Genomic DNA, 22,261 nt, shown 5'->3' on the forward strand with positions numbered 1-22,261 from the left:
TGGCGCGGCAACCTACTCTTGAGGCTGGACCAATCGCAACCGTCATACGGTTGTTGCATGAATCGGGGCATAGGCTGCACGAGAGCAACGGTGAGAATCCAATGCCTGGCGCAGAGCCCCGCACTTTCCGCAGCATGTTCATCTCCGACGTCCATCTCGGATCGAAGGCGGCGAAGGCCGAGTTCCTGATCGATTTCCTGCGCCATCACGACGCCGATATCATCTATCTCGTCGGCGACATCGTCGACGGCTGGCGGCTGAGACGGAGCTGGCACTGGCCGCAGAGCCACAACGACGTCGTCCAGAAGTTGCTACGTAAGGCGCGCAAGGGCGCCAGCATCACCTACATCGCCGGCAATCACGACGAGTTCGCGCGCCAGTTCCAAGGCGTGCATTTCGGCGGCATCGTCGTCGCCGACCGCGCCATTCACGAGACCGCCGACGGCAAACATCTTCTTGTTATCCATGGCGACCAGTTCGACACTGTCGTCCACAATGCGCGCTGGCTGGCCTATCTTGGCGACTATGCCTACGACGCGGCCATGCTCGTCAACCGCGTGGTGACGCGGCTTCGCCAACTGCTTGGCCTGCCTTATTGGTCGTTTTCGTCCTGGGCCAAGGTCAACGTCAAAAAGGCGGTGAATTTCATCGGCTCGTTCCAGACCATGCTGACCGAGGAAGCGCGCCGCTCGCATGTCGACGGCGTGATCTGTGGTCACATTCACCATGCCGCGATCGAAAATTATGAGGACGTGCAATACATCAACACCGGCGATTGGGTGGAGAGCTGCACCGCGGTGGTCGAGCATTTCGACGGCCGGATGGAGATCCTGCACTGGGCGCACGTCCTGCCGGAGGCTCCGGTCGGCAACGAAGTGCTCGTGCCGATCGACATCAAGGGCAGGGCAGTCCAGGCTGCCTGAGCAAACCCGACCTCACCTCGCTTTAATCGATTAGTCCAAGCGGTTCCGCGGACTTTTTCAGCATGTTATGGAATTGGCGTGCGCTGCAGACCGACTCGGCTGAACGCTGCGCCGACGGATTGCCTGTTGATGTCCTCCCTGCCGCCGCTTTCACCCGAACAGCTCGTCAAGCCGCGTCATTTCGAACTGCGGATGGGCCTGATTTTCTTCACGCTTTTCGTGCCGCTCGGAATACATTTGCCGTACTTCCCGCTGTGGTTGCAGGCAGAGGGTTTCGATGCCGAGCAGATAGCGGTCATTCTCGCAGCACCAATGTTCCTGCGCGTGGTGACGACGCCATTGCTTACAGCACTGGCCGACAGGGCGAGCGACCGCGCCCATGTTTATGTCGCACTGATGGCCGCATCTGTAGCGCTGTCCGCCGGTTATTTTCTGACGCCGAGCTACGCCATGGTGCTCGCTGTTTCGCTGGCGCTCGCTGTGGTCTGGACACCGCATTCGCCGATTGCCGATTCGCTGGCACTGTCGGGAGTGCGCCGCTTCGGCTCCAGCTACGCAAGCATGCGCAAATGGGGATCGATCTCCTATCTGTGCGCAAATCTTACGGGCGGTTTCATCCTGTCGGCGACCGGCGCCCAGGCTGTTCCGATGATCATCTTCGTGGCGTTTGGCGCCGCACTTGTCGTCGGATTGATCGCGCCGCGACTCGGCCGTCCGCGCCGTGCCTCGCTGCTTTCGGCGGCCGACATCCAGCAATCGGCGCCAAAACTCCTCAACGCCTATTTCCTGTATTTCTCCATCGGCGTCGGCGTCATCACCGCCAGCCACGCGTTTCTCTACGGCTTCGTGTCGATCTACTGGAAATCGATCGGCATCGGCGATCAGGTGGTCGGGCTGCTTTGGGGTTGGGGTGTGGTGGCCGAGATCGGCATGTTCATGGTCTTCACCCGGGTTTTCGGCTCCTTCTCGGTCGTGTCGATCATGGCGATGGCCGGGATAGGCGCGATCGTGCGCTGGATTGCCTTCCCCATGATCTGGCCGCTCGGCCTTGGCGTCGCCGGATTTTTCGCAGTCCAGACGCTGCATGCGGTCTCCGTGGCGCTGGTGCTGATCGGCCTGCAGAAAATGATCGGTGAGACGATCGCGGAGGAGCGCACCGGGGCCGCGCTAGGCATCGCCTATTTCTCCAACGGCTTTTTCACGGCCGTGGTGACGCTCTTGTCCGGCCCGCTTTATGACCGCTTCGGCGTGGACGGCTTTTTTGCCATGATCCCGATCGCCCTTATCGGCCTTGCGTTGATCGGGCTTGCGGCGCGTTCAGCCCCACAGCGCCGTATCGGGCGGTGACACCAGCGAACCCCGGTAGACGAGACCGGGAACACGGTCGCGGGCCAGCAGGAGCGGCCCGTCGAGATCGACGAAATCGGCATCCTGCGCCAAGAGCACGGCCGGCGCCATGGCCAATGACGTGCCAACCATGCAGCCAACCATGACGTCAAAACCCAGTACGCGGGCGCGATCGCGAAGGATGAGGGCAGCGGTCAAGCCGCCCGACTTGTCGAGCTTGATGTTGACGGCATCGTAAAGGCCGACAAGCGAGGCAAGGCCCTCTGCCTCATGCACGCTTTCATCGGCGCAGATCGGCACGGGATGCGCGATTTGGCGAAGGATGCCGTCACGGCCCGCCGGCAGCGGCTGTTCAATCAGGGCGATGCCGTATTCGGCGGCAAAGGCGAGATTTGCAACGATGTTGTCGTCGCTCCAGCCCTCATTAGCGTCAAGGATGATGCGGCTCGCCGGTGCCGCCTCCCTAACCGCGCGAATACGGGCCATATCGTTGTCACCGCCGATCTTGACCTTGAGCAGCGGGCGCTGGGCGTTGGCGCGGGCCTGGGCTGCCATCGCTTCGGGCTCACCGAGCGAAAGCGTGTAGGCCGTCTCAAGCGCGCTCGGCGGAGCCGTGCAGATGCTGAATGCGACCGGCTTGCCTGTGATCTTCGCCTCCAGGTCCCATAGCGCGCAGTCGATGGCATTGCGGGCGGCTCCGGCGCGCATGGCATCGAGCAGCGCGGCCCGGCTGATGCCGCCAGCGATCTCGCCGCGCATCGCCTCGATCGCATCGCGCACACCGTCCATCGTTTCGCCATAGCGCTTGTAGGGGACGCATTCGCCGCGCCCGCTCTGGCCGTCCTCGTGGATCGTCACTGTGATAACCTCGGCTTCGGTTTTCGAACCGCGCGAAATGGTGAAGGTCCCGGCAATGGGAAAGCGCTCGGCCTCGACCGAAATGACACGCGCCATATTTTTCTGCTCCGGCTGACCGACAACGAGCTTGTCGGCAAATCGACAGGTGGGTTCCGTCAGGTTAAACAGATTGGCCCGTCAGGCTAACAGGACGCCATGTTTACCATCCGCAAACGCCACGCAAGCGGCAAGACCGCCAAGGAGGCCGACCACCAGCCGCGCGTCGCGGTCGGTGAGGAGGGTGGCGTTCTGGGCTGCGCCTTCTCCGGAAACTGGACGACGCGCACCGTGACGCTGGTCGACGCCGAGATGCGCAAGATCGAGAAGCGCAGCGGTTTCCAGACGCTGGCGCTCGACCTTTCGCATATCGAGAAGATGGATACCGCCGGAGCCTGGCTGATCGACCGCCTGGTCAGCGCCTTCGAAAAGAAAGGCGTCGAGATCAGGCTGCAAGGGCAAAGCGAGATTGCCTCGATCCTGCTCGGCGCCGTTGGCGACGCGGTCCGGCGCGAACCCGATTCCGGCGGCACAAAGCCGCCCAACATCATCATTCGCGCGCTAGAGGCGGTTGGCCGGCGTGTCTATGAAATGCGCGACGATTTCCTGGCCGCGATGAACATATTGGGCGCCACGATACGCGGCTCGCAGATGAAGCTCGGCCGCGGCCATGCGGTCAATCCGGCGGCGATCTTCAACCAGATCGATCGCATGGGCGTCGGCGCCATCCCAGTGGTAGTGCTGATGTCGGCCATCGTCGGCGCGATCGTCGCCCAGCAAGGCGCCTACCAGCTCAGCTATTTCGGCGCCGATATCTTCGTCGTCGATCTGGTCGGCGTGCTGATCCTGCGCGAACTCGGCGTGCTGATGACCGCGATCATGATCGCCGGCCGTTCGGGCAGCGCCATTACGGCTGAAATCGGCTCGATGAAAATGCGCGAGGAGGTCGACGCGCTGAAGGTCATCGGGCTCAATCCAATCGGCGTGCTGGTGTTTCCGCGGCTGGTCGCGCTGGTGATCGCACTGCCTTGCCTGACGATCATCGCCAATTTCGCCGCACTCGGCGGCGGCATCCTGGCCGCATGGCTCTACTCCGACATCGCACCGGCGGCGTTCATTGACCGGCTGCGTGTCGCCATCGATCTCAGCACCATCTTTGCCGGGCTGATCAAGGCGCCGTTCATGGCCATGATCATCGGCACGATTGCCTCGGTCGAAGGCATGAAGGTTGGCGGCAGCGCCGAATCGCTGGGACAACACGTCACCGCTTCGGTGGTGAAGTCGATCTTCGTGGTCATCATCCTCGATGGGCTTTTCGCCATGTTCTACGCGGCGATCGAGTTCTGACATGGCGACGCAGGGCAGCACAAAGGCGACTGGGGTTGCGGAAGGGGCCGACGAAGACGAGATCGTGCTTTCCGCGCACGACATCACCGTGTCCTTCGGCGACAAGGTCATTCTCGACAGATTGTCGCTCGATATCAGGCGCGGCGAGATCCTCGGCTTTGTCGGCGCCTCCGGTGCCGGCAAGTCGGTTCTCCTGCGCACCATCCTCGGCCTGGTCCACAAGCAGTCGGGAACGATCAAGCTGTTCGGCGTCGATGTCGAAAAGGCGAGCGAGAGGGAGCGCCTTCGCATCGACATGCGCCTTGGCGTCCTCTTCCAGCACGGCGCGCTGTTTTCGGCGCTCACGGTTCTCGAAAACGTGCAGGTGCCGATGCGCGAATATCTCGACCTGCCCAGAAAGCTGATGGACGAGCTGGCGATGCTCAAGGTCGAACTGGTCGGGTTGCCGCCGGATGCGGCGCAGAAATTTCCGTCCGAGCTTTCCGGCGGCATGATCAAGCGCGCGGCGCTGGCGCGCGCACTGGCGCTCGACCCCGACATCGTGTTCCTGGACGAGCCGACCTCCGGCCTCGATCCGATCAGTGCGGCTGAATTCGACGAACTGGTCGTCAAGCTGCGCGATACCATGGATCTGACCGTGTACATGGTCACGCACGATCTCGACACGCTGTTCACCGCTTGTGATCGGGTGGCCGTGCTCGGCAAGAAGAAAGTGCTGGTCGAAGGCACGATCGACGACATGCTCAGAAGCGAGGAACCCTGGGTGAAATCCTATTTTCGCGGAAAACGTGCGCGGCAACTTGATCTTGCGGCCCGCGCGTAGCCATAAGTGGATAAATGGAAACCAGAGCCAACTACGTCATTGTCGGCATTTTCACGCTAGCCGCGATCCTGGCAGCGTTCGCGTTCGTCTATTGGACGGCCGCGATCGGCGACAGAGGTGAGACGGCGATGCTGCGGGTGCGCATTCCGGGATCGGCTTCGGGCCTCGGCCGCGGCAGCTTCGTGCTGTTCAACGGCGTCAGGGTTGGGGATGTCAGGCGCGTCTATATCGACGTCGACAATCCGACCGCCGCCATAGCCGACGCCGAAATAGACCGCATGACGCCGATCACCAAATCGACGCAGGCCGACATCGGCCTCGCCGGCCTCACCGGTCAGGCCAATATCGAACTCAAGGGCGCCGATCCCAAGGAGCCCAACCTCCTCGATCTGGCGGAAAAGGAAGGCCGTGTCGCCGAGATCGTCGCCAATCCGTCGGCGGTTACCAATCTCTTGCAGACGGCGCAGAACATCTTCACCCGCGCCGATACGGTTCTCACCCAGCTCGAAGGCTTCACCAGGGACGTTCGCGGGCCGCTGACGCAGACCGTCAACAATGTGCAGACCTTCTCCGACGCGCTGGCCAAGAACTCCGACGGCATCGACAAATTCCTCGCCAGCGTCAGTTCGCTTTCGGACGAGTTGAGGGGTGTCTCGGGCAAGCTCGACGGCACGCTGAAGGCGGCGGAAGGACTGCTCAATGCCGTCGACAAGGACCAGATCAAGAGCATCGTCGCCAACGTCGACACGGTGACCACGAACCTGAAGGAAACCAGCAAGCAGTTCGACAGGGTCGTCAGGAATGTCGACACGGCGGTAGGGTCGATCAACGATTTCGCTCAAAGGACGCAAGGCACGCTGGCCAAAGTCGACGGCGTTCTCGACGGCATCGACCCGGCACAGGTTCGCACCGCGCTGGCCAACATCCAGAAGGCCAGCGAAAACGCCAACGAGGCTGCCGCCGACATCGCCAAGGTGACCAGCAAATTCGCCAACCGGGCCGACGATATCGACCAGACCATCAAGGACGCGCAGCAGCTCGCGGAGCGTCTCAACGACGCTTCGGTGCGCGTCGACGGCATCCTCGCCAAGGTCGATACGTTGCTCGGCTCAGGTCAGGCCGACGGCATGATGGCCGATGCCAGGAATACGCTGAGATCGTTCAAGCAGGTCGCCGACACCCTGAACGCCCGCCTCGGCACCATCACCGACAATCTGGCCCGATTCTCCGGTCAGGGCCTGCAGAACGTCGAAGCGCTGGTCCAGGACAGCCGCCGTTCGATCAGCCGCATCGAAGAGGCGGTGACGGATCTCAGCCGAAATCCGCAGCGTATCCTGTCAGGCGGCGAAGGCGAGGTTCGGCAATTCGACGGCAGGGTGCGGCGTTGACTTCGGCCTTCGCCCGCCCCAAGAACAGCGGGCAAGTGCGCTACGGATGCGGGTTGCTCATACGATTCGGGGACAACGGGGATCGCGTGTGAAGTCGGTCGTGCTTAAATTGGGCGGGGTCAAATCGGGCGGGCTTAAAGCGGGTGTGGCATTGCTTACGCTTTCGCTAGCCAGTTGCGCGTTTTTGCCGGGCGGCGGGCCGGCGCCTCTGGACACATTCGAATTGTCGGCGCCGCCGCTCGATGCGCGCGGCCGCAGCCGCCGCCAGATCCTCATTGCCCAACCCTCCGCGCTCAAGGCGCTGGACAGCCAGAACATCGTCATCAAGCCGTCCGTGCGCTCGATCCAGTACCTCAAGGGCGCTCAATGGGCCGATCGGCTGCCGCTGATCGTGCAGGCGCGGCTGGCCGAGACATTCCAGCGCTCGGGCAGCTTCGCCGGTGTCGGCAAGCCGGGCGAGGGGCTGGCGATCGACTACCAGGTCATCGTCGAGGTCCGTTCCTTCGAAGTCAGGGTCGACGGCGGCGAACATGCCGAAGTCGAGCTGTTCGTGCGGATACTGAACGACCGCAATGGCGAGGTGCGCGCCTCGAAGAGCTTTACCGCGACCGCGCCCGTCTCGGGCAGCGGCAACCAGGCCTATGTCAGCGCGCTCGACAATGCGTTCGGCGATGCAGCCAAGGACATCGTCCGCTGGACCGATTCGGTGATCTGACACAGCCAGGGGCCGCCGGGCGCAGCGTAGGATCAAAAAACCTCAGAACTTGTGTCGGATTGGTCAAGACCGGTTCGTCCTTGGGTGGATCGACACTCCACTCACAAGGATAAATGATATGCCCAGTACCGTACGCCTGCACCGCGTCCTGGCAACCAGCCCAGAAAAAGTCTATCGCGCATTCGTTGAGGCGGACGCGCTCGCGAAATGGCTACCGCCCAACGGCTTTACCTGCACGGTTTATCATCTGGAACCCAAAGTCGGCGGCACATTCAAAATGTCGTTCCGCAACTTCACAACGGACAAAAGCCACTCGTTTGGCGGCGAATATATCGAGCTCGTTCCGGGCGAACGGCTGCGCTATACGGACAAGTTCGACGATCCTGACTTGCCCGGCGAGATGCAGGTGACGGTGATATTGAAGAAAGTATCAGTCGGTACGGAACTGGATATCACGCAGGCAGGTGTTCCGGACGTCATTCCAGCTGAGGCTTGTTATCTTGGTTGGCAGGAGTCGCTGCGAAACCTGGCAAGGCTCGTCGAACCGGAGATCAATCAATAGAGCATCATCCCGAGGACGCGGGGACGGCATGAAAAAGGCGGGAAATTTTCCCGCCTTTTCGGTCCCTATCGCCTGATCAATGCAGGCGGCCGCTGGCGTGCGCAAGCATCGTATAGACCTTGCCGGTGTCCGACGTGAGGTAGGTCTGCGCCATCATGTTGTCGCGGTCGTTGCGCGACACGTCCTTGAGCAGTTTTTCGAAATCGTCGCAGTAACGGTCGACGGCGGCGCGGAACTCCGCCTCCATCTGATATTTGCGACGGATCTCGTCGAAAGTCTGCTGACCCTTCAACGTGTAGAGACGCCGCGTGAACACGTCACGCTCGCCGCGCCGGTAGCGGTCCCACAGCTCGATCGAGGCGTCGTGATCGATGGCGCGGGCGATGTCGACGGAAAGCGAGTTGAGCGACTCCACGACGTGAAGCGGCGAGCGCTGGGCAGGGGCCGAGCGTGGCGCTTCCGAAGGTGCCGCGGGCTTGGCGCCCTCTTCGCGCGATGCCCCGGTCAAAAGATCGCGCACCCAGCCGCCCTGCGGCGTACGGCCATTGGGGTCCCGCTGGCGCGGCGCCGTCTCAGCCGGGCGTTCCAGGTCGAGCGTGCCGCGCAGTGCGGTGTCACCCGATGGCGCCTGCGGGCCAAGAGGCTCCGGTTGCGGGCCCGGAGGACGGCGCTGCGGCTCAGCGCCGCGCGCCGCAGGCGCCTGGGGTGCCGGACGCAGGTTGCGCGGCTCCGAGGAGTCGGTGTTGCGGCCCGATTTCGCGACGATTTCAGATAGTTCCTTCAGCGCGTTGATCTGCTCGGAAACGGCGCGGCGGATGGCGGTGGTCGATTCCTTTGCCTCTTCCGGCATCTCGATGACGCCCTTCTTGAGCTCGGCGCGGGTGAGGTCGAGCTCGCCCTTGATCGAGCCGGCGGTGCGCCGCATCTCCTCGGTCGCGTCGGCGAAGCGCTTCGTTGCCGAATCGACGACGTCGGAGATGGCGGTCCGGATCTTGTCCGCCGACTCCAGCGTCTTGCCTTCGGCGTTCTGCAACGTCTGGCCGACCAGATCCTCGAACGAGCGCATGACCTTTTCGAGATCCTCCGACTTCTTGACCAGGCCGACGGCGAGATCCTCCAGCGACGACTGCCTTTCCAACGTGTGTTCGAGGTTGCTCTGGGCCGAGCTCAACAGATCCGAAGCACTGGACAGCAATCGGCTGTGCTCGTCGAACTTGGTGGCGATCGAGGCAACCTCGCGCAAGGTCGCGGATGACAGCTCGGTAAGCCGTGTCGTGTTCGAATCGACCAGGCGTGCCGAACTGGCGAAGGTCTGCGCGGCTTTTTCTGTGGTCGCTGCAAAGCTTTGCGTGCTGCCGGTCAGGCGTTCGTCGACCTGGCCGAGATTTGCCGCCGCCTGCTCGATCAACTGACCGAGCTGCGAGCTAGAGGTGCTCATACGGCCGATGAGATCGGCGACACTGTCGGCGAGCGTCGAGCGCGCGCCTTCAACGGCCGACAATGTTTCGGCCGTGCGGCTGGCGAGCGCATTGACGAGGGTGGCGTTTTCACTGCGGAGCTTCTCGGTGGCGCGTTCGGTCACCTCTTCCATGCTCTTTTGCAGTTCCGAGCCGCCCTGGGCGAAGCGCTCGACCAGCGGCCGTGCCGTTTCGTCGAGGATTTTCGAGATCTCGGCCGAACGTGCCGCAAGCATGGTGTTGAGCTCGCGGGTGTTGGTGCCGATGGTCTTCGCCGCGTCGTTGGTGCTCTGGCCGATATGTTGGCCGACCGCAGTGAAGGTTTCGGCGATCGCGTTGGCGCGCGAAATAAGTTGCGCCTCAGCGGTCGAAACCTGTTCGTTGAGTTTCTGGCCTATCGTTTCGGTGGTGTAGACGAGACGGTTTTCGACGCCGGCAACCTGCTCCTCGACGCGGGCCGCCGCAGCCGCCGCGCTGGATGCCAGGCGCTCGTCGGCGCCGGCGAGCGCCTGCTCGATTTCACGGGCGTGGACGGCAAGTTCCTCACCGGTCTGCCGCGCACGTTCGGCAACTCGCTGCTCGGTGCTGGCGAAGGCCCCGACGATGTTGTCGGCATGTTCTCCGATCGTCGACGTGCTGTCGGCGATGCGGGATACCAGACGGTGATCCGCCTCGTCGAAGATACGGCCGATCTCCGACGCACGGGCCGACAGCGCCTCCGATCCTTCGGCGATGCGCGAGATCAGCTGTTGGTCGGCGGCATCGAAAATGCGGCCAAGGTCCGATGCTCGCGCTGCGAGCGCTTCGGCCGATTCGCCGATGCGCACGCCGAGCCGTTCGTCGGCGCCTTCGAAATTCCGCAGGATGTCGCCGGCGCGTGCCGCCAGCGACTGCGCCGTTTCGACCGCGCGGGCAACCAGCTTCTGGTCCGCCGCATCGAATGTACCGGCGATCTCGCTGGCACGAGCGGCCAGTTGGTCGGCCGTCTCTTGGGCGCGCGTCAGCAAGGAGTTCGATGTGTCGTCGACCCGGGCCATGATTGCGCTCGATGTATCCTCGGCGCGGGCAATGAGCGCAGTCGACGTGTCTTCGGCACGTGCGGCGAGGCGGCGGTCCGCATCTTCGAAGGTGCGGGCGATATCCTCCGCCCTGGCGAGCAAGGCGGCCGAGGTCTGCTCGGCACGCTCGGCGATCTTGCGGTCGGCGTCGCTGAACGCCGCGCCGGCCTGCTCATGCAGCGCGCTGGTGACTTCCATTACCTTTTCACGCAACGCTCCCGCGACGAAGACGGCGCTCTTTTCGAGCACGCTGCGGACGTTGTCGACACCGGTCGACAGCGCGCGCTCCATGGTTCCGGCGCGCTCCTCGATGATGCCCGTCTGACGGCTGAACGCCTGCTCGATCTTTTCGACGTCAGCGGCAATGGCGTCCGAAATGTCGGTGCTTCTGGCGGCGATCTGGTCGATATGGCCGGACAGGGAACGGTCGACTTCCTTGCGCGTATCGGCGAGCTTGGAGAGATCGTCCTCCAGCGCACGGGTCAGCGCGTCGCGGCCTTCGGCCAGCTTGCCGACATGCCCGGCGATGATGTCGTCCACCTCGCCGCGGCTCGCCGCAATTTTCTGCAGGTCTGCTTCCAGCGCACGTCTAAGGATATCGCGGCCTTCGGCCAGTTTCTCGACCTGGCCGGCAACCAGCCCATCGATGCTCGATCGGCTTTCCGCCAGTTTGGCGAGGTCGTCTTCAAGCGCCTTGGACAGGATCGAGCGGTCCTGGATGAGCTTCTCGGCGTGGGTGTTTACGAGACCGTTGACGCTGCCGAGATCGGCCTCCAGCGCCCGAGCAAACTCTGCACGATTGTCGGTCAGCTGCTGCGACTGGTCGGCGACGACACCCTTGATGGTATTGAGGTCTGCTTCCAAGGCGCGTCTGAGAATGTCGCGGCCTTCGGCCAGCTTCTCGACCTGGCCGGCAACCAGCCCGTCGATGCTTGACCGGCTTTCCGCCAGTTTGGCGAGGTCGTCTTCGAGTGCCTTGGACAGGGTCGAGCGCTCCTGGAGGAGTTTCTCGGCATGGCTGTTTACAAGACCGTTGACGCTGCCGAGATCGGCTTCCAGCGCCTGCGCAAACTGAGCGCGATTGTCGGTCAGCTGCTGCGACTGGTCGGCGACGACACCCTTGATGGTATTGAGGTCTGCTTCCAGCGCACGTCTGAGAATGTCGCGGCCTTCGGCCAGCTTTTCGACTTGGCCGGCAACCAGCCCGTCGATGCTCGACCGGCTTTCCGCCAGCTTGGCGAGGTCGTCTTCGAGCGCCTTGGACAGGGTCGAGCGGTCTTCCGCCAGCTTTTCGGACTGGTCTGCGATAACGCTCTTGATCGTGTTGAGATCGGATTCCAGCGCGCGTTTGAGAATGTCGCGGCCCTCGGCCAGCTTCTCGACCTGGCCGGTGACCAGACCATCGATACTCGACCGGCTTTCGGCCAGCTTGGCGAGGTCGTCTTCGAGTGCCTTCGACAGGATTGAACGGTCCTCGGCGAGCCTGTTCATGTGATCAGAGATAAGCCCGTTCACGCTCTGCAGGTCGATTTCCAACGCCTTCGAGAGCTGGCCACGGTCTTCCGCCAGCTTTTCGGACTGGCCTGCTATGACGTCCTTGATCGTGTTGAGATCGGACTCCAGCGCGCGCTTGAGAATGTCGCGGCCTTCGGCCAGCTTCTCGACCTGGCCGGTAACCAGACCATCGATGCTCGACCGGCTTTCAGCCAGTTTGGCGAGGTCGTCTTCGAGTGCCTTCGACAGGACGGAACGGTCCTCGGCGAGCCTGTTCATGTGATCGGAGATAAGGCCATTCACGCTGTGCAGGTCCGTTTCCAACGCCTTCGAAAGCTGACCACGGTCTTCCGCCAGCTTTTCGGACTGGCCTGATATGACGTCCTTGATCGTGTTGAGGTCGGACTCCAGCGCGCGCTTAAGGATGTCGCGGCCTTCGGCCAGCTTCTCGACCTGACCGGCGACCAGCCCGTCGATGCTCGACCGGCTTTCCGCCAATTTGGCGAGGTCTGCCTCGAGCGTTTGCGAAAGCAGGCTGCGATCGTCGGCGAGCCTGCCCGAATGGTCCTCGATCAGGCCTCGGATACCGGACAGGTCGTTTTCGAGCGAGCGCGAAAGCAGGCTGCGGTCCTCCGCCAGTTTGGCGGAATGGCTCTGGATGAGATCCTTGATGCCGACAATGTCGGTTTCCAACGCCTTGGCAAGTATGGCGCGACCTTCGGCGATCTTCTCGACCTGACCGGCGACCAGGCCGTCGATGCTGGCGCGACTGTCGGCCAGCTTGCCGAGATCGGCCTCGAGGGCGCGTGAAAGAATGCTGCGGCCTTCGGCGAGCTTGCCAACATGGCCGGCAACCATTTCGTCAATGATCGTACGGGCTTGTACAAGTTTTCCGGAGTCTTCGTTCAAGGCTTGGGAAAGCCTGTTGCGGCCCTCTTCGAGCCTTTCGAGATGGCTGCCGAGCGAAGCATCGATGGCGGCGCTTGACTCGTTGACCTTGCGCAGATCCTCTTCGAGGGCGCGCGAGATCAGGTTGCGGCCTTCGGCGAGCTTCTGCACCTGGTCGGTGACAGCCGCGTCGATGCCGGCGCGGCTTTCGGCGAATTTCGCAAGATCGGCCTGCATTGCCGCCGCCATGCGTTCGCGGCTTTCGGAAAGCTTGCGGCTGTGGTTCTCGACGGCTTCTTCGATGCCGACGCGGGCATCGGAAAGCCGCTGGATGTCGGCGTCGAAGGAGCGCGACACCACATGACGGGCCGCTTCCATGCGCCCTGCGAAATCGCCTGCGCGTGCTTCAAGCATGGACGAAGTCGACGAAACAATGTCGGCCATGTCGGCGCCGATCTGGGTCTTGCCCTGATCGATCATCGCCGACAGCGTCTCCTTGCTCTCCTGGAAGGTATGGGCGATTTCGCGCGCGCGCTCGACCAGCGTCTCGTTGATCTGGCGTGCGCGAGCCTCGAGCGCGGCGTTGAGCTTCTGGGTGCCGGTATCCAGCGCTTCGGCGCGGGTCTGAAATTCACTAATCAGCGCCTGGCCGCGTTCGGCCAGCGTCCGCTCGATGCCGTCAAGGCTGGCTTCAAATTCGGAGTTGAGCGTACGCGCGGCGCCGCCGAGCAACGACACCATGCCGGAGGTCCGATCGTCGAGCAGGTCGGTCAGCGACCGGGTGAGGCCGTCGGTCGTGTCCGTCAGCTTGGCGATGCGCGTATCGAGAAGGCTGGCGAAGGCTTCGCCGGAGGTCGACAGCCGGTCCGTGATCGATTCGAGCCGGCCTTCCACCGAATCGAAGATCGACAACGAGCTTTGGTTGATCCTGTCGATCAGGGTGTCGCCGGAATTGGTTATGGTCATCGACAGGTTGGTCGAGGCGTTGAGAATGCTGTCGCGAATGATGTCGCTGGCCGCCCCGATTTCGTCCTTCAGCGTCTCATGCGCGCCGGTGATCGAGGCGCGCACGCGTTCGGCGTGGGTGACCACCGCTTCGCGCTCGCTGCCCAGCCCGTCGACAAGCGAGCGGATGCGGGATTCATTCTCCGAGTAGGAGCGTTCGATCTGGTTCACCTCGCTGTGGACCAGGGTTTCGAGCTCGACGGCACGCGCAAGAGTGCGCTCAATGCCTTCACCCATGGCCGCCACCTCGCGGCGGACGGCTTGCCCGATCATCATGACGCGATCCTGGGCAATGTTTTCCGGCTCGGTCAGGCGGAAGGCCACTTCCGTCATCGACTGAGCCGCGATGCGCATCTCCTGCGCGCGGCGAATCATGGCTGCAAACGCCCAAAACAGCAGCACGGGCAGGATCGCAGCGATCGCCAGGCCGATCAGTTCGGGACGGGCGAAAAACTGGCCGGGCGTGCGGATTTGCCAGATGCCTGGCCCAAACAGCAAGTTGGCCAATGCACCGGCGCCCGCGATCCAGGCAAGCGAAACGAGCGCCACGACCCAGTAGATCGTGTTCGAGGCACGCCGATTGAGGGTATGCAGCAGCGTTTTGTAATCTTTTTGACGAGGGTCATTGGCCGGCGTGAAGCCGGCCGGCTGCGTGCCATTGCGCGTTTCCACAGGGCGCAGTTCAGCCTTTGCCGCGGGTATTGTTTTCTGGTCCTGGGCTTTTTGGTCCTGGTTGGCGGCAGGCTCCGCCTTCTGGCTCTGGCTGGCGACGGGCTCGGCATTCTCGCTCTGGCTGGCGACAGGCTCGGCATTCTGGTTACGGCCTTCGCGTGCCAACTCGTCGGCAGCCTGCGATATCTGCGCTTCCAGATCTTCCATCGACGCTGCGATGTCGAGGTCGCCGCCGGCATCGCCGCTCAGATCGATTTCAAGTGCTTTTTCGAGTTCCCTGGCTACGTCGTTGTCGAGCGTTCTCGTCGTTGTTTTCTTCGCCATGCCTTCGCTACCCTGTACAAGCTGCCGCGGGACTTATTGATTCTGCTTGTCGTGTCCCACGCAAGAGGCTGAAAATGGACCTGTCGTATCGTAATGACACACCGGGGTAAAGAAAACATGCATTCGGCGCGATACGTAAAACTTTAAATATAAGGTTAACATAACTGTGACTCCGGCGCCGTTATCGCAACATTTTTCCGGGCCAATCATTAACCCGTCATCCACAGGATGGGCCTAGTTTTTGCGGCTGGATGAACGGAGTTGCAGAATCATGCGTGGCGAAAACGGCATTGCCTTCTCAATGCCCGGCGGCGACGTATCGGGAACGGCGGCCGGGTCGCGGCCGGTGGACTTGGCGCATCTGGCGCGTCAGACGATGGGCGACCGCAACCTCGAACAGGAGGTGCTGGCGCTGTTCGTGCAGCAGGCGCTGTCCGTTCGCGACAGGATCGTCGACGCCGATGTGGGGCAAAGACTGCTTCTTGCGCACGGGCTGAAAGGTTCGGCGCGCGGCGTCGGCGCCTTCGCTATTGCCGATTGCGCCAGCGCGATCGAACTTCAACCTGAAGATACCAATACCCTCAAGCGGCTTGGCGCCCTGATCGAAGAAGTCCGCGATTTCGTCGCCGCCATCAGCCGTTAAACCGATTTCCGAAAAAAACGGCATAGAGCGCCGCTTTCGCGCGGCAGTTGACTTGTCTGCTGGAGTGATTATCTCGGCTGGAACTCCCTTCAGGTGACAAATGACCAAGCTGACCTTCATCGCCCATGACGGCACACATTTTGACGTGGATGCCGAAAACGGCTCGACCGTCATGGAGAACGCGATCCGCAACGCCGTGCCGGGGATCGAGGCCGAGTGCGGTGGCGCCTGCGCCTGCGCGACCTGCCACGTCTATGTCGACGAGGCATGGACGGCGGAAGTCGGTGAGCCGGAAGCGATGGAAGAGGACATGCTGGACTTCGCCTACGATGTCCAGCCGAACTCACGGCTCTCCTGTCAGATCAAGGTGCGCGACGCTCTCGACGGCCTAGTTGTGCGCGTGCCCGCCCGCCAGGGCTGAAGCGTGAAGGCTGAAGCGTTGTAGCCGATTTTTCGGGTCCCGGCTTGGCAGCGGGCCAATGGTCATGCAGTGTCTCGCCGTTCTCTATAGCGCCGCGCATCCTCTTGGACACGCAAAGGACGCTATAGCACCGTGATTTGGCGCATGATCTCCAGCGAAAATCGATTTCGATTTTCGCGGTCGTGCGGATTGAAGGCGCATTCATGACCGATATCACCAAGACGGACGTATTGATTGTCGGTTCAGGGCCGGTCGGCCTGTTCGCCGTGTTCGAGCTCGGCCTCTTCGACATGAAATGCCATCTCATCGACATACTCGATCGCCCTGGCGGGCAATGCGCCGAACTCTATCCGGAAAAGCCGATCTACGACATTCCCGGCTGGCCATCGATTTCGGCGCAGGGCCTGGTCGACAGGCTGCTTGAGCAGATCGCGCCGTTCAAGCCCGACTTCACCTTCAACCGCATGGTCTCGAGCCTCGAAAAGCTCGAGGACGGCAGCTTTCGCGTCCTCACTGACGAGAACGAGGTTTTTGAAGCCAAGGTTGTGGTTATCGCCGCCGGCGGCGGCTCATTCCAGCCGAAGCGGCCGCCGATCCCGCACATCGAGATTTATGAGGGCAAGAGCGTCTTCTACTCGGTTCGCCGGATGGAGGAATTTCGCGGCCACGACCTCATTATCGTCGGCGGCGGCGATTCGGCGCTCGACTGGACGCTGAACCTGCAGCCGGTGGCCAAGAGCGTGACGCTAGTCCACCGGCGGCCGGAGTTTCGCGCGGCGCCCGACAGCGTCAACAAGATGTACGCCATGCAGGAAATGAAGGAACTGGATTTCCAGGTAGGGCAGGTGGCGGGATTGTCCGGCGCCGACGGCCAGCTTTCCTCCGCGACCATCAAAGGCCCCAGCGGCGATATCGAGGTGCCGTGCACGCGGATGCTGCCGTTCTTCGGCCTGACCATGAAGCTAGGACCGATCGCCGAGTGGGGGCTCAATCTTCACGAGAACTTGATCCCGGTCGACACCGAGAAATTCCAGACATCGGTACCGGGCATCTTCGCCGTCGGCGACATCAACTGGTACCCCGGCAAGCTGAAGCTGATCCTGTCGGGCTTCCATGAGGTCGCCCTGATGGCGCAAGCGGCCAAGCGCATCGTCAGCCCCGGCGAGCGCATCGTGTTCCAGTATACGACCTCGTCGACCAGTCTGCAGAAGAAGCTTGGCGTCGCCGGCTGACGCCCCACTCTTACTCCACGAAAATCGACCTTACCATCTGGCCTGAGCTAACCCGGCAGCCGGCCGTTCTCGATGCGCTCCATGCGATAGCGCAGCAGCCGCAGGATGCGGCTTTCGAAATTGATTGTCTCGACGCGATCGAATTGCATCTGGGCCCGGTCGTGCTTGGCAAGAATAGCGGCGGCGATTTCCGCGGCCTTGGCCTTGGCCTGCTGGCAAGTCTTCTGCGGATAGGTCGCCTTCAGCGCATCCTCGAGCTCGCGGGCATGGTTCTTGGCGATCTCGACATGGCGATCCTCATGGCGCTTGATGTCGGCGGACAATGTATCCCAAAACAGCCTTACGCCCGCATCAGCCTTGCGCGAGCGGCGCCACTCGGGAAGGATCACCTTGACTTTGAGAGTGACGTTGGCGTCAGCAATCGCGCAGGAATTCGATTTTTCTGCATAGCTGATGCGGGTGGTGAACGCCATCTGCGTGGCGCCTGGATGCCGCATCCCTGTACTTTTTACCTGGGGCCCAAGTTTCGTAAGCTGGGTTCCGATATCATCGAGCGTCCTGCCGCCGATGCTAAAGTAGCTATATGTCTTTACCAAACTCGCCGTGCCCGCCGGCAAGGCAGAAAAAGCGAGCATCAGGGCGCAAAGCAGTGATCGTTTCATTATGTTGCCTCTTTGCCCACCATGCGCTACGGCCGCTGCCGGCGCAACGGAATTGATCTTTGGCGGATCACACATGGTTGATGGACAATGACGACACGGCGATGGCAACTGGCGCATGGGCGTCATCTCGACCTCGGCGGCAAAGCGGTGATCGTCGGTATCCTCAATGTCACTCCGGACAGTTTTTCCGACGGGGGATTGTTCGTTGCGCCCGAACAGGCGATGGCCCAGGCCCGCCGGATGGTGGAAGAGGGGGCCTCCGTCATTGACGTCGGTGGAGAATCGACACGCCCCGGCGCATCTCCGGTAGCCGTCGAGGAGGAGCAGGCCCGTGTGCTGCCTGTCATCGAGGCGCTCGCCAGGCTTGGCAAGGCGCTGATTTCGGTCGACAGCTATCGCGAGGACACCGCTCGGCTTGCCGTCGCCGCCGGCGCCCATATCGTCAACGATGTCTGGGGCCTGCAGCGCGAACCGGGCGTCGCGCGGGTCGCTGCCGAGACCGGCGCCGGGCTGGTCATCATGCACACCGGACGTGACAGGCAAAAACTGCCCGACGTTATCGAGGATCAGTTTTCCTTCCTTAGGAAGTCACTGGAAATCGCCCGGCAAAGCGGCGTTGCCGACGACCAAATCGTGCTCGATCCGGGCTTTGGCTTCGCCAAGGAAACAGCGGAGGAAAATCTCGACCTGATGGCACGGTTTTCCGAACTTGATGCCTTGGGCTTTCCGCTGATGGCGGGTACATCGCGAAAGCGCTTCATCGGCGTCGTCACCGGCCGCGACGCCTCGGCCAGGGGGGCCGGAACAGCGGCGACGAGCGTTATCCTGAGACTCAAGGGCGCGCAGCTTTTTCGCGTCCACGATGTCGCAATCAACGTGGATGCGCTGGCGCTTGCGGATGCTATGCTGGCCCGTGAAACCACCGCATAGGCTCGAAAATCAAAATCGATTTTCGGAAAGCAGGATGCGTAGATTGAAAGCGTTAGAGCGTATTTTGTGCGTCCAAGTGGATGCACGTCGCTCTAATCGAGCGGGACGCTGAGCGATGTATGTCATCCGCATGAAGAACTGCGCCTTCTTCGCCCGGCACGGCGTGCTGGATGAGGAGGAGACGCTCGGCCAGCGTTTCTATGTCGACGCTGCGCTCTCCGTCGAACCCGGCCGCGCGCTGGTCGATGATTCCATCGAGGATACCGTCCACTATGGTGTCGCCTTCGGAGTGATCGAAAAGATCATAACCGGCGAGAGGCGTTTTCTGATAGAAGCGCTGGCGCTGGAGGTGGCCCGGGCGCTGACGGCTCGGTTTCCTCAGATCAAAAAGGCCGAGATCACCGTGCGCAAGCCGAATGCGCCAGTGCCCGGTGTGCTCGATCATGTCGAGGTGACCGTTGTCTGGCCAGAATAACACGGTTTACCTCAGCCTTGGCGGCAATCTCGGCGACCCGGCAAGGTCGATGGGCGCTGCGCTGCGTATGCTGGACGCTGACGAGAACGCGCGCGTCGTTGTCGTCTCCTCGCTTTACCGCACGCCGCCTTGGGGCAAGCTCGACCAGCCGGATTTTCTCAATGCGGCTGCCGAAATTTCGACTGTGCTCGCACCACACGCATTGCTCGATCTCTGTCTCGACGTCGAGCGCAGACTGAAGCGGGTGCGCGAGGAGCGCTGGGGTCCACGGCTGATCGACATCGACATTTTGGTGTTCGGCGATCGGATTATCCATGAATCCGGGCTGGAAGTGCCGCATCCGCGCATGCTGGAGCGCGCTTTCGTTCTGGCGCCGCTGGCCGAGATCGCGCCTGACCTCACCGTCGACGGCAGAAGCGTGGCGGAGCAGCTTGCCGCGCTCGACAGCGCCGGCATCGAGCGACTGCCGTCTGGCCGGGATTGGTGGCTGACCTAAAGCATCGGACCAAAACCTCTAACAAGTTTTGGCCCCGATGCACTGAGCTCAGCCGGAAAATCCGCCCCCGTCGAGGAACACCTGTTCCTCAGGCGTCGTCTCGCGGCCAAGCATCCTGTTTCGATGCGGAAAGCGGCCGAAGCGCTGAATGATCTCCAGGTGCTCGACCGCATATTTCAGATAGGATTGGGCTTTGGCGGTAAAAAGGTCCAACGATTTGAGCTGGTCGGCGAGATGCTCCGAATGCTCATACGGCAAATAGAGGAAGGCGCGCAGGTCTTCGTCGATCGCCAGATCCTGGCCGGCGGCGGTCGCCTTTTGCGCAAAATGCCTCGCCAGCGGGTCGGTTGCATACATATGGCCGGTGCCGCGAAAGCAGTTTCGCGGGAACTGGTCGAGCAGGATCATCAGTGCCAGTGAGCCTTCGGCATGCTCCGACCAGTCATCGCATTCACGCCGTGCGGCAGCGTAGTGCAGGTCGAGAAACCGGTTGCGGAACTCCGCGTCGAAGGCGTCATTCTTTTCGAACCACGCATCTTTCCCGGCGTCACGCCAGAATCTGGTGACGGAGAGCGCACGTTCGTCCAGCTCGGTCATCTGTTTGCTCCAGGTATTTAGTCCGCAGGCTCGGATTTGTGCAGAACGCCGGCGGTTTCTTCATTGAGCGCCTGACCGGTGCGGCGCGGCTGGCTGAGCGGTGTCGGAATGGGCGTGCCGATGTTGCCCTTGAGGAAGCGCGCTCCGGCGCGAACGCCTTCGGCGAGCTGCAACTCGAAACGGGCAGCATCGCGGTGGCGGACATCCTCGATCACCTCGGCGACTTCCTCCGGGTCGACGCCCAGCGCTTCCAGCGTGGAGCCGCCGAAGACAAGCGCCGATTCGAAGGTTTCGCGAATCTGGAAATCGACGTCGGCACGTATCAGCTGCAGTGCGGTTCCGCGGTCGAAAGCCCGTGCCAGCACGGTCAGCAGGGGAAACTCCGCCTTGACGAGCTTTGCGATGCGGACGGCGACATCGGGCTTGTCGACGCAGATCAACACGGCGCGCGCGCGGCCGGCACCTGCGGCACGCAGAATGTCCAGCCGCGTGCCGTCGCCATAATAGACCTTGAACCCGAAATCGGCCGCCGCCTGGATCATCTCGACCTCATTGTCGATGATCGACACATCGATCCCGCGCAACAGCAGGGGCTGGCTGGCGATCTGGCCGAAGCGGCCGAAGCCGATGATCAACACGCTGCCGGTAAGGCCATCGGCGATGTCTACGCCTTCGAGCGACTGCTCGTCGCGCGGCGTCAGATACCGCAGTGCCAGAATGGCTAGCGGTGTCAGCACCATGGAGATGATGACGATCGCCGTCAGGGTCGCGTTAGCCTGGCTGTCGATGATGCCGACTACCGCGGCGGCCGAATAGAGAACGAAGGCGAATTCGCCGCCTTGCGCCATGAAGACGGCACGCTCGAGGGCTTCCCGGTGACCGGTCTTGAGGATGCGGGCGACGAGATAGATGCCGGCCGCCTTTATCGCCATGTAGGCAACGACGTAGATGGCGACAAGCCGCCAGTTCTGGACGACCACATGCAGGTCGAGCGACATGCCGACAGCGAGGAAGAACAGCCCGAGCAGCACGCCGCGGAATGGTTCGACGTCGGCCTCCAGCTGATGACGGAAGGTGGATTCCGACAAAAGCACGCCGGCCAGGAAAGCGCCCATCGCCATCGACAGGCCGCTGAGCTGCATGGCAAGCGCCGATCCCAGAACGACCAGAAGGGCGGCTGCGGTCATCACTTCGCGGGCGCGGGCATCCGCCAGGATGCGGAAGAATGGATTGAGCAGATAACGCCCGGCCAGCACCAGCCCGACGATGGCGGCAAGGCCTATGCCCACCTCCGTCAGCCGCTGCGTCAAGCTCATATCGGCGCCGCCCGGCGCCAGAAAGGCGATCAGGGCCAGCAACGGCACGATCGCCAGGTCCTCGAGCAGCAGGATGGAGACGATGCGCTGGCCTTTGGGCGCGGCGATCTCACCGCGTTCCTCCAGAAGCTGCATGACGATCGCTGTCGAGGTCAGCACGAAGCCGGCGCCGGCGACGAAGGATTGCGAGATCGGAAAACCTCCCGCCAGTCCAACGCCAGTCAGCAACAGCGCGCACGCGCCGACCTGCAGCGCGCCGAGACCGAAAATCTCCCGGCGCAGGCCCCACAGCCGTGACGGCTGCATCTCCAGCCCGATGATGAACAGGAACATGACGACGCCGAGCTCGGCGACGTGAAGAATCGCTTCCGATTCGGAAAAGATGCCGATGCCGAACGGGCCGATGACCACGCCGGCCGCCAGATAGCCGAGGATGGAACCAAGCCCCACGCGCTTGAAGATCGGTACGGCGACAACACCTGCGGCGAGCAGCGCCACCACGTGGATCAGATCGCTGCCCGCTGCTTCTGCTGCCATGCCTGCCGTTCCGTTCTCTCTAGAGACCGCTGCACGTGCTGCGGCATCGAGCAGC

The 22,261-nt window shown here is 62.3% G+C and carries 18 protein-coding genes; 13 read left to right on the forward strand and 5 right to left on the reverse strand.

Going from position 1 to position 22,261, the window contains the following annotated elements:
* Positions 1-134: 134 nt before the first annotated feature.
* Together A9K68_RS17470 and A9K68_RS17475 are read left to right on the forward strand one after the other, a co-directional pair.
* Positions 135-923, forward strand: a complete 789-nt coding sequence (locus A9K68_RS17470; RefSeq protein WP_065009510.1) for a UDP-2,3-diacylglucosamine diphosphatase — start codon at positions 135-137, stop codon at positions 921-923.
* 129 nt (positions 924-1,052) lie between these two features.
* The gene (locus tag A9K68_RS17475) at positions 1,053-2,270 is read left to right on the forward strand and encodes an MFS transporter (protein ID WP_065009511.1); all 1,218 of its coding nucleotides are present in this window, start codon (positions 1,053-1,055) and stop codon (positions 2,268-2,270) included.
* Here A9K68_RS17475 and dgcA read toward each other — a convergent pair.
* The gene (dgcA, locus tag A9K68_RS17480; RefSeq protein ID WP_065009512.1) at positions 2,241-3,224 is read right to left on the reverse strand and encodes an N-acetyl-D-Glu racemase DgcA; all 984 of its coding nucleotides are present in this window, start codon (positions 3,222-3,224) and stop codon (positions 2,241-2,243) included. The genes A9K68_RS17475 and dgcA overlap by 30 nt on opposite strands.
* Positions 3,225-3,323: 99 nt before the next feature.
* On the opposite strand from dgcA, the gene A9K68_RS17485 reads away from it, so the two are divergent.
* The 5 genes from A9K68_RS17485 to A9K68_RS17505 all read left to right on the forward strand — a co-directional run bounded on the left by A9K68_RS17485 (position 3,324) and on the right by A9K68_RS17505 (position 7,999).
* A complete protein-coding gene (locus A9K68_RS17485) occupies positions 3,324-4,511 on the forward strand; it encodes an ABC transporter permease (protein ID WP_065009513.1) in 1,188 nt (395 codons plus the stop codon).
* 1 nt (position 4,512) lies between these two features.
* Positions 4,513-5,334 carry an ABC transporter ATP-binding protein gene (locus A9K68_RS17490; protein ID WP_065009514.1) on the forward strand — a complete coding sequence of 274 codons (822 nt, stop codon included), beginning with the start codon at positions 4,513-4,515 and terminating at the stop codon, positions 5,332-5,334.
* Between the two features lie 14 nt (positions 5,335-5,348).
* A complete protein-coding gene (locus A9K68_RS17495; protein WP_065009515.1) occupies positions 5,349-6,722 on the forward strand; it encodes an MlaD family protein in 1,374 nt (457 codons plus the stop codon).
* Positions 6,723-6,768: 46 nt separating this feature from the next.
* Positions 6,769-7,437 (forward strand): ABC-type transport auxiliary lipoprotein family protein, encoded by a 669-nt coding sequence (locus A9K68_RS17500; RefSeq protein ID WP_203546848.1) that lies wholly within the window; start codon positions 6,769-6,771, stop codon positions 7,435-7,437.
* A gap of 118 nt (positions 7,438-7,555) precedes the next feature.
* The gene (locus tag A9K68_RS17505) at positions 7,556-7,999 is read left to right on the forward strand and encodes an SRPBCC family protein (protein WP_065009517.1); all 444 of its coding nucleotides are present in this window, start codon (positions 7,556-7,558) and stop codon (positions 7,997-7,999) included.
* A gap of 76 nt (positions 8,000-8,075) precedes the next feature.
* Here the strand turns inward: A9K68_RS17505 and A9K68_RS17510 are convergent, their stop codons facing one another.
* A complete protein-coding gene (locus A9K68_RS17510) occupies positions 8,076-14,897 on the reverse strand; it encodes a kinesin (RefSeq protein WP_065009518.1) in 6,822 nt (2,273 codons plus the stop codon).
* A 271-nt stretch (positions 14,898-15,168) separates the two neighbouring features.
* Here A9K68_RS17510 and A9K68_RS17515 point away from each other — a divergent pair, with 271 nt between their 5' ends.
* The 3 genes from A9K68_RS17515 (at position 15,169) to A9K68_RS17525 (ending at position 17,193) form a co-directional block, all read left to right on the forward strand.
* Positions 15,169-15,540 carry an Hpt domain-containing protein gene (locus tag A9K68_RS17515; protein ID WP_065009519.1) on the forward strand — a complete coding sequence of 124 codons (372 nt, stop codon included), beginning with the start codon at positions 15,169-15,171 and terminating at the stop codon, positions 15,538-15,540.
* 100 nt (positions 15,541-15,640) lie between these two features.
* Entirely contained in the window at positions 15,641-15,961 is a 321-nt protein-coding gene (locus A9K68_RS17520; protein WP_006334837.1) for a 2Fe-2S iron-sulfur cluster-binding protein, read from the forward strand.
* 203 nt (positions 15,962-16,164) lie between these two features.
* Entirely contained in the window at positions 16,165-17,193 is a 1,029-nt protein-coding gene (locus A9K68_RS17525) for an NAD(P)/FAD-dependent oxidoreductase (protein WP_065009633.1), read from the forward strand.
* Between the two features lie 47 nt (positions 17,194-17,240).
* Here the strand turns inward: A9K68_RS17525 and A9K68_RS17530 are convergent, their stop codons facing one another.
* Positions 17,241-17,855, reverse strand: a complete 615-nt coding sequence (locus A9K68_RS17530) for a DUF922 domain-containing protein (RefSeq protein WP_065009634.1) — start codon at positions 17,853-17,855, stop codon at positions 17,241-17,243.
* Between the two features lie 87 nt (positions 17,856-17,942).
* On the opposite strand from A9K68_RS17530, the gene folP reads away from it, so the two are divergent.
* The 3 genes from folP (at position 17,943) to folK (ending at position 19,756) form a co-directional block, all read left to right on the forward strand.
* On the forward strand, positions 17,943-18,785 hold the full coding sequence (gene folP / locus A9K68_RS17535) for a dihydropteroate synthase (protein ID WP_029352937.1): 843 nt from the start codon (positions 17,943-17,945) through the stop codon (positions 18,783-18,785).
* A 115-nt stretch (positions 18,786-18,900) separates the two neighbouring features.
* Positions 18,901-19,260 (forward strand): dihydroneopterin aldolase, encoded by a 360-nt coding sequence (gene folB, locus A9K68_RS17540; protein WP_029352935.1) that lies wholly within the window; start codon positions 18,901-18,903, stop codon positions 19,258-19,260.
* Positions 19,244-19,756, forward strand: coding sequence for a 2-amino-4-hydroxy-6-hydroxymethyldihydropteridine diphosphokinase (gene folK, locus A9K68_RS17545; RefSeq protein WP_065009520.1), 513 nt, complete (start codon positions 19,244-19,246; stop codon positions 19,754-19,756). The genes folB and folK overlap by 17 nt, the downstream gene beginning before the upstream one ends.
* A 48-nt stretch (positions 19,757-19,804) precedes the next feature.
* Here folK and A9K68_RS17550 read toward each other — a convergent pair whose 3' ends face one another.
* Both A9K68_RS17550 and A9K68_RS17555 read right to left on the reverse strand, forming a co-directional pair.
* Complete coding sequence (locus A9K68_RS17550; protein WP_065009521.1) at positions 19,805-20,353, reverse strand: DUF924 family protein; 549 nt, start codon at positions 20,351-20,353, stop codon at positions 19,805-19,807.
* Positions 20,354-20,370: 17 nt separating this feature from the next.
* Positions 20,371-22,206, reverse strand: coding sequence for a monovalent cation:proton antiporter-2 (CPA2) family protein (locus A9K68_RS17555; RefSeq protein WP_065009522.1), 1,836 nt, complete (start codon positions 22,204-22,206; stop codon positions 20,371-20,373).
* Positions 22,207-22,261 lie beyond the last annotated feature (55 nt).

The organism is Mesorhizobium sp. AA22, assembly GCF_001672375.2.
In the GTDB taxonomy this organism is placed as follows: domain Bacteria; phylum Pseudomonadota; class Alphaproteobacteria; order Rhizobiales; family Rhizobiaceae; genus Mesorhizobium; species Mesorhizobium wenxiniae.

Excerpts from the sequence above, each read along its gene's own strand:
- A9K68_RS17555 (WP_065009522.1), bottom strand. The coding sequence starts at position 22,206 with ATGGCAGCAGAAGCAGCGGGCAGCGATCTGATCCACGTGGTGGCGCTG.
- dgcA (WP_065009512.1), bottom strand. The coding sequence starts at position 3,224 with ATGGCGCGTGTCATTTCGGTCGAGGCCGAGCGCTTTCCCATTGCCGGG.
- folB (WP_029352935.1), top strand. The coding sequence starts at position 18,901 with ATGTATGTCATCCGCATGAAGAACTGCGCCTTCTTCGCCCGGCACGGC.
- A9K68_RS17515 (WP_065009519.1), top strand. The coding sequence starts at position 15,169 with ATGCGTGGCGAAAACGGCATTGCCTTCTCAATGCCCGGCGGCGACGTA.
- A9K68_RS17485 (WP_065009513.1), top strand. The coding sequence starts at position 3,324 with ATGTTTACCATCCGCAAACGCCACGCAAGCGGCAAGACCGCCAAGGAG.
- A9K68_RS17550 (WP_065009521.1), bottom strand. The coding sequence starts at position 20,353 with ATGACCGAGCTGGACGAACGTGCGCTCTCCGTCACCAGATTCTGGCGT.
- A9K68_RS17490 (WP_065009514.1), top strand. The coding sequence starts at position 4,513 with ATGGCGACGCAGGGCAGCACAAAGGCGACTGGGGTTGCGGAAGGGGCC.
- A9K68_RS17510 (WP_065009518.1), bottom strand. The coding sequence starts at position 14,897 with ATGGCGAAGAAAACAACGACGAGAACGCTCGACAACGACGTAGCCAGG.
- A9K68_RS17470 (WP_065009510.1), top strand. The coding sequence starts at position 135 with ATGTTCATCTCCGACGTCCATCTCGGATCGAAGGCGGCGAAGGCCGAG.
- A9K68_RS17475 (WP_065009511.1), top strand. The coding sequence starts at position 1,053 with ATGTCCTCCCTGCCGCCGCTTTCACCCGAACAGCTCGTCAAGCCGCGT.
- A9K68_RS17525 (WP_065009633.1), top strand. The coding sequence starts at position 16,165 with ATGACCGATATCACCAAGACGGACGTATTGATTGTCGGTTCAGGGCCG.
- A9K68_RS17500 (WP_203546848.1), top strand. The coding sequence starts at position 6,769 with ATGCGGGTTGCTCATACGATTCGGGGACAACGGGGATCGCGTGTGAAG.
- A9K68_RS17530 (WP_065009634.1), bottom strand. The coding sequence starts at position 17,855 with ATGAAACGATCACTGCTTTGCGCCCTGATGCTCGCTTTTTCTGCCTTG.
- folP (WP_029352937.1), top strand. The coding sequence starts at position 17,943 with ATGACGACACGGCGATGGCAACTGGCGCATGGGCGTCATCTCGACCTC.
- A9K68_RS17495 (WP_065009515.1), top strand. The coding sequence starts at position 5,349 with ATGGAAACCAGAGCCAACTACGTCATTGTCGGCATTTTCACGCTAGCC.
- A9K68_RS17520 (WP_006334837.1), top strand. The coding sequence starts at position 15,641 with ATGACCAAGCTGACCTTCATCGCCCATGACGGCACACATTTTGACGTG.
- A9K68_RS17505 (WP_065009517.1), top strand. The coding sequence starts at position 7,556 with ATGCCCAGTACCGTACGCCTGCACCGCGTCCTGGCAACCAGCCCAGAA.